Source organism: Acetobacter sacchari, from assembly GCF_017377715.1.
Taxonomy (GTDB): Bacteria; Pseudomonadota; Alphaproteobacteria; order Acetobacterales; family Acetobacteraceae; genus Acetobacter; species Acetobacter sacchari.
Map to the genome: position 1 here is coordinate 59,399 of NZ_JAFVMF010000012.1, position 12,520 is coordinate 71,918.

General features: G+C 58.7%; 9 protein-coding genes. 5 read left to right on the top strand and 4 right to left on the bottom strand.

Annotated elements, in window-relative coordinates; all coding sequences use genetic code 11:
* Window positions 1-176: 176 nt before the first annotated feature.
* Together J2D73_RS12060 and J2D73_RS12065 are read right to left on the bottom strand one after the other, a co-directional pair.
* Window positions 177-1,070, bottom strand: a complete 894-nt coding sequence (locus tag J2D73_RS12060; protein ID WP_207881805.1) for an NAD(P)H-binding protein — start codon at window positions 1,068-1,070, stop codon at window positions 177-179.
* Window positions 1,067-2,593: a hypothetical protein gene (locus J2D73_RS12065; protein ID WP_207881806.1), complete on the bottom strand. Its 1,527-nt coding sequence runs from the start codon at window positions 2,591-2,593 to the stop codon at window positions 1,067-1,069. Before J2D73_RS12065 ends, J2D73_RS12060 begins: the two co-directional genes overlap by 4 nt.
* 366 nt (window positions 2,594-2,959) lie before the next feature.
* On the opposite strand from J2D73_RS12065, the gene rplM reads away from it, so the two are divergent.
* Both rplM and rpsI read left to right on the top strand, forming a co-directional pair.
* Window positions 2,960-3,439: a 50S ribosomal protein L13 gene (gene rplM, locus J2D73_RS12070; protein WP_026397138.1), complete on the top strand. Its 480-nt coding sequence runs from the start codon at window positions 2,960-2,962 to the stop codon at window positions 3,437-3,439.
* A gap of 5 nt (window positions 3,440-3,444) precedes the next feature.
* Entirely contained in the window at window positions 3,445-3,936 is a 492-nt protein-coding gene (gene rpsI / locus J2D73_RS12075; RefSeq protein WP_035376228.1) for a 30S ribosomal protein S9, read from the top strand.
* Between the two features lie 220 nt (window positions 3,937-4,156).
* On the opposite strand, the gene J2D73_RS12080 is transcribed toward rpsI, so the two are convergent.
* Window positions 4,157-4,420, bottom strand: a complete 264-nt coding sequence (locus J2D73_RS12080) for a hypothetical protein (RefSeq protein ID WP_207881807.1) — start codon at window positions 4,418-4,420, stop codon at window positions 4,157-4,159.
* Window positions 4,421-4,527: 107 nt separating this feature from the next.
* On the bottom strand, window positions 4,528-6,489 hold the full coding sequence (gene acs / locus J2D73_RS12085; RefSeq protein WP_207881808.1) for an acetate--CoA ligase: 1,962 nt from the start codon (window positions 6,487-6,489) through the stop codon (window positions 4,528-4,530).
* 331 nt (window positions 6,490-6,820) lie between these two features.
* On the opposite strand from acs, the gene J2D73_RS12090 reads away from it, so the two are divergent.
* The 3 genes from J2D73_RS12090 (at window position 6,821) to J2D73_RS12100 (ending at window position 11,814) form a co-directional block, all read left to right on the top strand.
* Entirely contained in the window at window positions 6,821-7,300 is a 480-nt protein-coding gene (locus J2D73_RS12090) for a hypothetical protein (protein WP_207881809.1), read from the top strand.
* 347 nt (window positions 7,301-7,647) lie between these two features.
* Window positions 7,648-9,195, top strand: a complete 1,548-nt coding sequence (locus tag J2D73_RS12095) for a helix-turn-helix domain-containing protein (protein ID WP_207881810.1) — start codon at window positions 7,648-7,650, stop codon at window positions 9,193-9,195.
* A 417-nt stretch (window positions 9,196-9,612) separates the two neighbouring features.
* Entirely contained in the window at window positions 9,613-11,814 is a 2,202-nt protein-coding gene (locus J2D73_RS12100) for a TonB-dependent receptor (protein WP_341535082.1), read from the top strand.
* Window positions 11,815-12,520: the final 706 nt, after the last annotated feature.

The window sequence follows — 12,520 nt, forward strand, 5'->3', positions numbered from 1 at the left end:
ACATTCAAACGATCTTTCAATCGTTGCAGGAACGCCTCCGTATAAAATGTTAAAAACTTATAATTTACAATGATTTTTTAAAAATATTATTCTCGAGAAATACGCCATCGAGAAAAATCAAACCGCAAATAAACCTTACCCCGCAACGCCAAACACGATGAGCAGCATCCACCGCCTCACGGACCACCAAACAGGCGCTCCAATCCCTCCTGCAGCGCCAGCGGCGTGACGCGCAGACGCTCGCGCATCTCCGTGACGTCGAACGCCTTATCTTCAAGCAGCCTTCGGACTTCGGCCCCGCCGATATCCGGCGCTCCGGGAATTGCCCGTGTCACGCCTGCCAGAGCGATCAGGGGCGCAGCGGGCACGGACAGCACTGGTCGACGCCGGACGCCCGCCGCGTCCGCCACCATCCGGACGAAGTCACGATAGGAGACAGGCGCCGCGCCCGCGATCACGATGGCTTCCGGCCCGCGCCAGTCGATGTCGATCGCCGCCAGAACGCTCGCCGTGACGTCGCTCTGATGAATCGGCTGCACCAACGCTCGCCCGCCAGCAGGAAGCGGCACGACAGGCAAAAGCCGCAAGAGCGCGGCAAGGCGCTGCACGTTGTTTTCCCCCTCCGCCCCATAGATCATCGTCGGGTGCAGAATGACGCCGGGACGGCCAGACTCCAGCAGTGCTCGCTCACCGCGCAACACCCCATCGCCATGAGCATCAGGCCAGCGCGTGAACTTCCGCGTGCTGCCAAGACACACCAGTTGCGCACGCTCAGGCATACAGGAAAGAACGACCGGAACATTGCGCGCGTGTGCGGTGCAAACGACAGTCGTCGCATCGGCGAGTGCGCGACGTAACGGTGGGAGAGAGGCTTCGAGATCCCCAAACCGCGCCTCCCGCAGTGCGCCCTCACCCGTCAGAGCCACGCCCGCGCGCACTAACCCGCGCCGATAGCGATCTTCGTCCCGGACCACCGGCACAACGGCTCGCCCCTGAGCGAGCAGCGCCTTACACAGCGCCGCGCCAGAACGCCCGCCCGCGCCGATGACATGAACCGTTCCTCCGCTCATGGACGCGGCGCCGCCTTGGACGGTACGGAAAGCGCATCAGGCGGCACCTCGTCCGTGGCGTCAGCCGCATCGCCATCGGCGCCCATCGGCGCATCCGGCGCCTTCACCCCCTTACCGCCACCTGCGGGCGCGCGAACCATGAGCCCCATGGATTGAACCAGCTCGGAGGACCCGCCGGACGAAAGCGCCATCGGCAACGCAGCAATGACTGCGATCAGCGGCAGCGGCTGAGGCGGCGCCAGCGATATCCGCAGCATTCCCTTGTCTGGCGCCTGCAGGTATAGAGCCAACTGCGCCCCCATACTGTCCGGCGCAGCCCCGGCTGGGGCCAACGAACGCTTCAGCGCCGCGAGATAGGCGTCCGGATCGACGCCCTGAGCCACGGCCGATCGAGTGATCGCCCGATTCACCAGCCCCTCGTCGCGCCAGCCAATATCGAGACGGTTGACCTTCGCGCCTGTCATGCCCGCGCCCCCAAGGTCGAGGACGCTCGGCATATCCATCTCGCTCAGATCTTCGCTGACAGTAAGACGCCCAGCCCCCGGCGCGGTCAGGTCGAAATTCTTGACGGTCGCTGTATGCGCGCGACCGTCGACAAGCACGTTCAGGGCAATCGAGGCGTCCAGCGACGGGTAGCCCAGTTCCTTCAGAATCTCGAAATGCGGCGCCGACGGCCAGATCAGCAGGTGATCAACCGTCACCCTGGCGTTGCTCTTCGGGCCGTTTGTCGTTGCGTGCTCGACCAGCCGTTTCAAGGAAAGAAGCGCCTGCATTTTACCCGGAACGCCGTCCGCTTCTCCGTTCAGCTTCAGGTCGTCCAGACGCAGGCCGCTGTCGCCCTCGTGGGGCGGAAGTCTGGCGCCGAGGCCGCCATTGACGCGCGACGCGATATCCTGACCATCCACTGCGAGATGCGCGAACGTGATCTGACGCGCGGGCGTCGCGTATCCGTGGAATACGAAATCGGCGACATCCAGCCGCGATGTCCGACCAACGCCAAAATTGTCGATCGAGGCGGCCTTGATAGCAAAGTCAGCCTGCACCCCGACTGGCTTTATCGACAACTCGGACAACTCCCCATGCCCGAAAGTCAGCTTCTCCAACGACTCATCCTGCATCGGCGTCTGCAACTGGTCGACCGCAAGGCGCTTGAACATGACCTCCAGAGACGGCGCCTGCAGACGCCCGTCGTAAGCAATCAGATGATCGAAGCGCAGCGGCGCTTTCGTCCCTGCGTCAGGCGCCACAACGCCGAGCGCCTCCAGCTTGGACGCGGTGAACGTCAGCCCCTCCTCCCTGAGCGTGACGTCCTTCAAGCGCGCGCCATGTCCGAGAGGCATCGCCTTGGCCTGTCGGTAGGTCAACTCGCTCCCCGGCGGCAGTTGCGTGCGAAACTGCGCCAGAGCAGCGTCCAGCCGGGAGTTCGCAACACGCTGCGCCCATACCCAGGCCGCTCCGCCGCCGCCAAGCAAAACAACGGCGAGAACCGCGGAAGAGGCTATGAGGACGCGGGGTTGCATCATATCTGGTCCTTAAATGACGATTCGACGTCGACAACCCGCAAACCGGAATCGACACAGGCGCAAGCGAACCCCCTAGGTAACAGCATGAGCGTCGACCGACACCCCGGAGAGGTTGTCATACGTTATAAAACAAGGCGCTGGGCTTCGGGATCAGCCTGCTGACACCGTAGCAACCGGGCTTTTCCAGACGGGGACAGTCGAAACAGAAAAAGCGGTATCATGTTACCGCAGTCAAAAAACCCTGAAAAACGGCGAACAAACCCAAAAAACTCCATCACTCCTTATGATCGTGCTTGACGAAGCCCGTGTCCGTGCGCATAACGCGCCACCCGAACCGATCAAGATTTCTGGACGGACATACGACCAATGAAGACCACCCTCTCGCTCAAGCCCGCGGAGGTGACGAAGAACTGGATCCTGATCGACGCCGAAGGCCTCGTTCTCGGTCGGCTCGCCGCCATCATCGCCCAGCGTCTGCGCGGCAAGCACAAGCCGCAGTTCACCCCCCATGTCGATTGCGGCGATCACGTCGTCGTCGTCAACGCCGAGAAGATCAAGCTGACCGGCGACAAGGTTGGGCAGAAGCTGTTCCACTACCACACCGGTTATCCGGGCGGCATCAAGGAACGCACCATCACCCAGCGTCTGACCGGCAAGAACCCGGGCCAGGTCGTTGAGAAGGCTGTCGAGCGTATGATCACGCGCGGCCCGCTGCAGCGCGCCCAGATGCGCAACCTGCATGTCTACGCCGGAGCCGAGCACCCGCATGACGGGCAGCAGCCGGTGAAACTGGATGTCGCGGCGATGAACCGCAAGAACACCGCCATTGCGAAGAGTGGGGTCTGATCACTATGTCCGAAACTCTGGAACGCACCGGCACACTGGCCGATCTGAAGGACATCGCCCCGGCGACGCTCGCTTCGGAAGCCCCCGTGTATGAAGTAAAGCGCGACGCGCAGGGCCGCTCCTACGCGACCGGCCGCCGCAAGGACGCCGTCGCTCGCGTGTGGATCAAGCCCGGCAAAGGCGACATCACCGTCAACGGCCGCCCGGTGGTCACGTATTTCGCACGCCCCGTGCTGCGCATGCTGCTGACCCAGCCTTTCCTTGTGGCTGATCGCTACAACCAGTTCGACGTCGTCTGCACCGTCACCGGCGGCGGACTGTCAGGTCAGGCTGGCGCTGTTCGTCATGGCATCAGCCGCGCGCTGACCCATTACGAACCCGGCCTTCGCGGCATCCTGAAGGCAGCCGGGTTCCTGACCCGTGACTCCCGTCAGGTCGAGCGTAAGAAGTACGGTAAGGCCAAGGCCCGCCGCTCCTTCCAGTTCAGCAAGCGCTGATCTGCTTCCGGTTCATATCGGAAGTTTCAGACAAGGCCGCCAACCTCCCGGGTTGGCGGCCTTTCTGTTTTCAAACGGCACTAAACACACCTGCCTCGTTCGCAAACAAAAGGCCCCTCGAAACATACGTTTCGAGGGGCCTTTTACTGTGAGTTCATCAGGGAGATGGTTCAACTAAAGCACTCAGATGCAGTTTAACCACATCCAGAACCGATAAAGATCAGGCGGTGATATCGAGTGCGGAACTATCGGCGCTGGACGCAGTCTTCGATCCGCCTGTAGTTGTTTCGGAAATAATGTCGCCCTGAGAATCCGTGACGGTTGTCGTGATGGATCCGTCAGCATTCGTCGTCACCGTCGTGGTGTCTTGTGACGAGTTCGTTCCCGAACTGGATGATGCGCCTGAAGACGACGCCGAGGAAGATCCTGCGCCGTAGAGACTGCTCAACGCCGAACCGGAAAGACCAGAAATCGAGGAAGACATGCTGTAAGCTCCGAAGTGACGATACCAGGCGCATCGTCACTTCGAGCCATTAATAACGTCTTAGCAAAGGCGTAACGAAGAGCAACGTTACGCCCACAACACTTCACTCACTGCGCGCTTTGGGCACGAACTTCCTCAATCAATCCCGGCAGGATCGACGGGTCGGAAAGCGACGAAAGATCGCCAAGGGCGTCCGTTTCGCCCGACGCGATTTTCCTGAGAAGTCGCCTGACGATTTTACCTGAACGCGTCTTGGGAAGATCGGCGACGAGAAAGATTTTTTCCGGCGCCGCGTATGGCCCGACGCGCTCCCTGATCACATTCGTCAGCTTGGTTGACGGTGGCCTGACTTTATCGCTCCGCGCCACGACGAACACGACAATGCCCTGCCCCTTCAGATCGTGATTGACGCCAACGGCCGCCGCTTCCGCCACGGAGTGATCCGTCGCCACAGCGTCCTCGATCTCCGCCGTGCCGATACGATGACCTGATACGTTGATGACGTCGTCCATGCGCCCGGTGATGAGGTAATACCCGTCAGCATCGCGGCGCGCGCCGTCGCCAGCAAAGTACAACCCCTCGCTGAAGCTGAAATATGTCTGTCGGAAGCGTCCGTGATCGCCCCAAATCGTCCGCGCCTGACCGGGCCAGGACCCGGCGAAGCAGAGACAACCCTCGGCTTCTCCGTTTCCTTCTATCAGTTCGCCTTTCTCGTTCGTCAGCACCGCCTTCAGTCCTGGCAAAGGAGTCGTCGCCCATCCCGGCTTCAGATGCTGCGCGCCCGCCACGGGCCCGAGCATGAAACCGCCAGTCTCGGTCTGGAACCAGACGTCAATGAAGGGGCACTCGCCACGGCCAACGACCTGATGGAACCAGTCCCATGCGTCCGGACTGATCGGCTCGCCAGCCGAGCCGAGACGGCGCAGCGACTTCAGCGAGTATTCAGCCGGCACGCCGTCGCCTTCACGCATCAGCGAGCGAATGGCCGTCGGGGCAGTGAAGAGCCCGGAAACATTGTGCCTGTCGATAATGTCCCACCAGCGCCCCGGTTGAGGGTAGGACGGAAGCCCTTCGTAAATCAGAGTAGTGCCGCCATTCAGCAACGGGCCGTAGACGACATAGGTATGCCCGGTGATCCATGCGATATCCGCCGTGCACCAGTGGGTCGTTCCCGGTTCCGGCGCGAAGGTGATGTCCATGGTATAGGCCGCCCACACCAGATAACCGCCGGTGGTATGCAGCATCGCCTTCGGTTTGCCTGTGCTTCCCGAAGTATAAAGCAGGAAAAGCGTATCTTCAGCCGCCATCGTTTCCGGAGCGCACTCCGTCGACGCGCCTTCGGTGATAGCAGCATATTCGAGATCGCGCCCCTCTTTCATCGGGACATCATCCCCGGTGACGCGAACGACAATCACGTTCCGAACGCTCGAGATCGTGCCTGCATGTTTCAACGCCCCGTCGATCGCCGTCTTATGAGGCACGCGCTTCGCGCCGCGGCGTCCGGCGTCGGCCGTCACGACAACGACCGTTCCACTGTCGACCAGCCGCTCACCAAGTCCTTCCGGCGAGAATCCTCCGAAAAGAACGACATGAATCGCGCCGATCCGCGCGCAGGCGAGCATCGCCACCACGCCCTCGACCACAAGCGGCAAATGGATCGCCACACGGTCGCCGCGCTGCACGCCGAGGGCGCGCAATGCGTTGGCGAAACGACAGACCTCAACATGCAGATCTCGATAAGTGAGAACGCGCGAATGGCTTGCGTCTTCGCTCTGCCAGATTAACGCCGCCTGATCCCCGCGCTCGCGTAGATGGCGGTCAAGGCAATTATACGACGCATTGAGGCGCCCATCCTCGAACCAGCGGATGGATACGTCTCCATGAAACGAGGAATTTGACGCTTTTGTCGGCGTTTTTTCCCACTCAAGTAGGCTCGCACGCTCGAGCCAGAATTGATCCGGCCTGTCTTCCGCCTGCGCACGCAGTGCGGAAACACGCTCTACCTTTTCAGCATCGAGGTCGTTGAGATTAGACGACACCAGGCTGACCACATTGTCGAGCACCGACATTACCTCCGTTTGGGGTATAAGAGCTTTTCATTATTTTATTATATACCGCTCCGTACACGCATTTTACGCGATTAGCCCTCCAAAATCCACCTCTTTCACCAGGCTAAAGCCGCGCTCGCGAAGTCGGCTTCTCAGTGCTCTCAGCCATCCAAGATGGCGCACGGTTCTTACGACTCACGCACGAACGCAACCAAATTCAGCATTAGGCAAAAAATTTAATGCAATGATTATATTTATTGTTGTTTTTATAATCACATATATCGAACGTAAATCGTTTCGCGTCCCCTAGGGGCGCGCGCCTCCAAGGAAAAAAGCCAGCGAATGCGTCACCATGAACAACACCATCACGCCGGGGATATTTTCGCTGAATTATAATAAAGATTTCCTGATGAATTTCGATCATTTTACGCCAAAGGCACAGGATCACGCCACACGCCCGCTGAACGGCAAAATGAATTTCAGCGCAACGGGTCTGCAGCAGAGCACGTACCGACATTTCTCAAAATGGAAACCAGAGTTGGAGGCTTCGCATACGCGCCCCAAGCAGTCATACCTACGCGGTCAGTCGCCTCTGCCCAACACATTCGGCAACCGATCAGAACTTAGCATTGCAGGGAGAGAGTCGCTAAGACTCATGCATATCGTATATATTTTCTCAATTATTATTTTCCGTCACCCGCAACGCCGACATCACAGATTACGGACAAAAATCCGAACAATGCAGATCAATCGCACACCCAACAACAAAACAAAACCAGTATTTACAATGTATGTAAATATTAAATCTCCGAAAAAACGTGATTTTTCGTAACACTAACCATAAGACAAAGATTCACATCGCCCATTACGAAATAACCATCATCAATAAGCCTTGCTCATAGCGGAGAAGCGTAGCTCCGACAAAGCATCGCCCTTCGACCATACCCTCCACTCACTCGAGATTTGGTCAACGGCGCCGCCCACGATACCCAAACTCACCAAACACCATACGCTCCACTCGCCCCCTTCAGGACACATACCAACCTCGCAGCGCACCATGGTTGCGACACGTGTCAGTCTATCCTCTTATTGATCCTATACTCATGGGCGCGGCGCACGGTATAGCAAAGTGAGCGAATAAATGCGAGGATCAGAGAGCGTTTTGCAAAGGATGCGAAGATGACCCGTCGCGCAAATAAGGTGTTCGCAGGCTCCCGAATACGCGAGTTACGTGGTCGTATCGGGCAGACCCAACAAGCGCTTGCTCAAGAACTCGGTCTTTCCGCCAGCTACCTTAATCAGATCGAAAACGATCAGCGCCCCATTCCGCCTCCACTCCTGCTAAAACTTTGCAAAATTTTCGAAGTTTCGGAAGCCTATTTCGGCGATACCGACGAAATTCGCCAAATCCAGGCGCTTCGTGAAATTCTCGGCGATCCCCTCTTCAAATCCGCCTCCCTTCGTCCCGCGGAACTTCAGGCCGCAGTCCGGGCCGCGCCAGGCCTCGCCGATCGGTTCATAACCCTCTACCGTTCCTTCCGTGCAATGAGCGAGCATGCGGCGCCAGACAACGCCACCATCCCGCGCAGCCTCAAACCCAACGATCCGCATTCGCCTCCCAATGCCCAGCTCTCTCCCACACGCGCTGGGGCAGCTGGTTCGCCGTCCATTTTCTCTGACCGCAAAGCTGGAAACGAAGACGCCAAGCCCGCCGCGACGCCACCTTATGAAGCCGTCGGCGACTGGGTGCATGACGAACACAATTATTTCGACGAGGCCGATCGCGCCGCCGAAGACCTCTATGAATCAAGCGCCTTTTCGAACGGAATGATGGCGGCCAATCTGGCCCGCTACCTGCGGGACCGACACGGAATACGCGTCGTGACAGACACGGACCTCGACCGCAAAGGCGTAGTCTGGCGTCTTGACCGGCGTGGCAAGAGGCTTTTCATCGCCGACGGCGTCCCATCGGAAAGCGCCGTCTTCTGGATGGCGCAAGCTGTGGGGCGTCTGGACTATGCCCGCGTACTGGACCGGGCGATCAAGCGCGCACACTTGAACAGCTCCGACGCGCGCGGATTGGCGCGCGTCGGCATGAGCAACTACTTTGCAGGCGCATTGCTACTACCCTATGAGCGTTTCAGGCACTCAGCGTTGGAGAAGCGGCACGATCTGGATCAACTCCAACGCCAGTTCGGGGTCAGCTTCGAGCAGGTCTGTCACCGTCTGTCGACCCTGCAGCGTTCGGGCGCGGAGGGAATCCCCTTCTATTTCATCAAGACCGACATCGCAGGCAATATCCTCAAGAGCCACAGCGCTACACGCTTCAGCCTTTCGCGCTTCGGTGGCCTGTGCTCGCAATGGAACGTCTTCCGCAGCTTTTCGGCGCCAGGCCAGTTGCATGTGCAGGTGTCGCGCACGACAGACGACGCCGTGTACCTGAACGTCGCCCGCACGGTCGGCCACGCGGGCGTTTCGTATTTCGACCGACCACGCCTCGTCGCAGTCGTGCTCGGCTGCTCCATCTCGCACGCGTCGGATATCGTCTATTCCGCAGGCCTCGACCTCGACGACGAACGGATGATCATTCCAATCGGCCCCGGCTGCCGGGCCTGCATACGCACCGACTGCCGCCACAGAGCCCTCCCGGCCGCAGGCTTTCAAATCGACGCAGGCGGCGAGGAGCGCGGCGTCGTTCCTTATCACATGGTTCCGAACCCGGAATAACATTCCATCACCCGCACCCAGAGTTGGTGCACTGAAATATTCCATGAACGCATTGATTGGCGACTTTTGGCCCTGTAAAGTCAGCCGCTGTAAGGCGTCGGTCGCACCATTTCTGAGGGGGGATGAAGCGGGCGCGCATTGGTGTTCGAGCATTTCGCTCCGGGGGGAGTCATGATTCACCACAATGCAGGGCCGCGCCGCGGACCCTCATCTATATCCTTGCTCACATGCACAACGGGCCTCGCCTGCGCAGGTTTCGTGTGGGTCGGCTGCGCCGACGCTGCCACGTCGACAAGCAAGAGTCACAAACGACACGTCGTGACACCACATGCCGCCTCGAGGACTCCGGCAGTCGCGGTGGCGCCTGCGCCACACCGTCCCGTACACGTCGTCGCGAAAGGATCGGAGTCCGTCAGCGTGTCCGTTTCCCGTCATGCGCGGGAGGTCGGCGGCGGCATGATGCGGGTTGAGACCAGCGCCAACAACGTGCAGACGGTCAGCAAGCAGTATATCGACATGATCTCGCCCACGGCGACCATCCTCGATATCGCGAAGAACACGCCAAGCATGAACATTTCTGTCGCGGACACGTCGGGAATGCAGGGCGGAAATATTCAGTCGCGTGGCCTGACGGACTCCGACATCGGCCTGCTTCTGAACGGAGCGCCCGCGACGTCCGCCAATTACCTCAACGAGGACGCGGACGCAGAAAACGTCGAGAGCGTTACGATTACGCCCTCCTCCTCGCGTGTCGAAATGCCTATCACCGCCGCCGCAGGCGGCGTGCTGGACGAAACGACCCATACTCCAACCGATAAATTCGGGGGTATGGTGGATTTCTCCTACGGCACAAACAACATGTCGCGCGAGTTTATCCGACTGGAGAGCGGCGAGATCGGCCACAGCGGCGTCAAGGGCTACTTCTCGTTTTCGAACACCCACGCCCGCTCCTGGCTCGGGTCTGGCATCAACTGGCGCAAGCATATCGACTTCGGCATGAAGAAGACGTGGGCCAACGGGTCGACCAACGACATCTTCATTTCGTGGAACTATGAAGACTTCACCATCGACCACAAGCCGACGGCGGCTGAGTTTTATGATCTGAAACATAATGGCGTTAATTACAACAAGACCAATACCTGGGATCCCACGTCGGACGACGCCAATCGTTACTGGAAGAACAATATCGATCACTGGAACCAGCTTTTCCTGTCGGCGCCACAGCATTTCGTCCTGACGAAACATGTGTCGTTCGACCTGCTTCCCTATTTCAATCTTGGTCGCGGATGGGATGGAAACGGCGCGACCAGCAGCCGGGTCGGCGGCACTGCGGGCGCTACTGGATACTATACGTCCAATGGCACGCCCATTACCGACCCCAATACATGGTTGACGTCGTACTACCAGCAATACGCGGACCAGAAGCTGGGCGTGACGGCGAAACTTGGCGTTGACGTCGACCGCCACAATCACCTGACGTTCGGGTACTGGTTCGAGCACTACACCACGACTTACGGCATTCCCTCCAGCTACACGAGGGCGGACGGCTCGAACCCAAGCCCGAACACGGAGACGTCCCAGGCATTTACCTTGGTCGATGGTCAACTCAGGCGCGTCAACAGCTATTACACCAATCCCGGTTATGATCTGCACGCGCTCTTCATCGAAGACGTAGCCAAATACCTGCAAGATCGCCTCGTGATCAACGCAGGCTTCAAATACATCATGACCAATTACTGGGACCCCTACAGCGGCGTGGGCGTCAGCGGCGGCTCCGGATACAGCTACTCAGGTCGCTACGGCATGAACCTGACATCCCCGCTGCCGCATCTGTCGATCAGCTATCAGTTCAATCCGCATCACCAGATTTATGTGAATGCGCAGGGCAATTTCCGGCAACCCAGCCCGGACGCCCTGTCGCCGAACTATCAGGGCACACTGCCCAAGCCTCAGTACTCCATCTCTGAGGAACTCGGATACCGTTACAACGACGATCATTTCATCGTCGATCTCTCCTTCTTCAACATGAACATCACCAATCGCCTGATGTCCGTGGCGGTCAGCGACACGCAGACCAGCACTGTCAATGTAGGCAACCAGACCACGCGCGGCGTCGACCTGATGCTCGCCACTCACCCGTGGCATCACATCAGTCCGTTCATTGGCTTTGAGTATCTGAGCGCAAGGCTCGACAGCAACGTGCCTTACCAGAGCACGTATCTGAACACCAAGGGCAAGCAGGCCGTGGGTGCCCCGCACGTAACGACCAGCTTCGGCCTGACCTACGACGACGGGCGCTTCTTTGGCAATTTCACGCTGAAATATGTCGGCCCACAATCTGTCACGCTTGTCGGCGACGAACGGATGCCCGGCTATATCACTGACGCAATCTCGCTCGGCTATCGCTTCAAGCCTTGGCGTTACCTAAAAAGCCCGACTTTCCGTTTGAATTTCAGCAATCTTACGGATTCCCGCGTACGTAGCGGCGCTTACGGGTTCGGCACCAACAATCACTCCACCACGTTGATGGATGGCACGACGCTGGCCGGCGGCAACGGCGCGACGTATTGGCTTGTGCCCCGCTTTACAATGACAGGCACGATATCGACTGGGTTCTGAGTCCCGTAAGTTCCCTCCCCTCTTTCGCCAACGAGCGTCGCTGCCGGGGAAAGAGGGGAAAACCACCGAAATGACAATTTTATTTTTTACATATAGTATTTTTAAATCATTATTTATTCACGGACCATTTCCTAAATACGTTCATGACCTGATCGCATTCGCATAAAATTGCGCAATCAGGCAGTGCGCCCATATTTAACGTCACCTCAAGCTGATAAAGAAGTTCAATTCTTCCCTTTATTTGAAGGAATTTTTTCCAAGCGATCCACCATCAAACAAAGTCAACACGCTCCACGGACATACGAGACGCCTCCAATCAAATACGCACTCGGACGTTCCTCACGGGCGAACGCCAGCCCCCCGGTTTCTGTGAACAGAATGCCCGCATGCCCCTTGGCCCCGAAACTCGGCTCAACGGCGTTCCATCACGCCGTCCAGACGATCAGGCGCGAGACATCTGCCCGCCGCGCATCCGCTCTCCGCTTCACAAAGGACACGACGCACGCAGAGGCGACTGCCCGGGCGGCCGATCCTTAGCTTGATCAAGGACCGACACGGTCTCCACATCAAGCCGTCGGGACCGCGCCGACGCCCCCACTTCGCAGTTGGAGCGTACGCCAACGCCTCCGGCATGATGCCCCCCGCACACCGCTTCGGCTTGCGTTCACGCGCATGTCGAACCAAATCAGTGCATGTACGTGCTATC

Excerpts from the sequence above, each read along its gene's own strand:
- J2D73_RS12090 (WP_207881809.1), top strand. The coding sequence starts at position 6,821 with ATGAACAACACCATCACGCCGGGGATATTTTCGCTGAATTATAATAAA.
- acs (WP_207881808.1), bottom strand. The coding sequence starts at position 6,489 with ATGTCGGTGCTCGACAATGTGGTCAGCCTGGTGTCGTCTAATCTCAAC.
- rpsI (WP_035376228.1), top strand. The coding sequence starts at position 3,445 with ATGTCCGAAACTCTGGAACGCACCGGCACACTGGCCGATCTGAAGGAC.
- rplM (WP_026397138.1), top strand. The coding sequence starts at position 2,960 with ATGAAGACCACCCTCTCGCTCAAGCCCGCGGAGGTGACGAAGAACTGG.
- J2D73_RS12080 (WP_207881807.1), bottom strand. The coding sequence starts at position 4,420 with ATGTCTTCCTCGATTTCTGGTCTTTCCGGTTCGGCGTTGAGCAGTCTC.
- J2D73_RS12065 (WP_207881806.1), bottom strand. The coding sequence starts at position 2,593 with ATGATGCAACCCCGCGTCCTCATAGCCTCTTCCGCGGTTCTCGCCGTT.
- J2D73_RS12060 (WP_207881805.1), bottom strand. The coding sequence starts at position 1,070 with ATGAGCGGAGGAACGGTTCATGTCATCGGCGCGGGCGGGCGTTCTGGC.
- J2D73_RS12095 (WP_207881810.1), top strand. The coding sequence starts at position 7,648 with ATGACCCGTCGCGCAAATAAGGTGTTCGCAGGCTCCCGAATACGCGAG.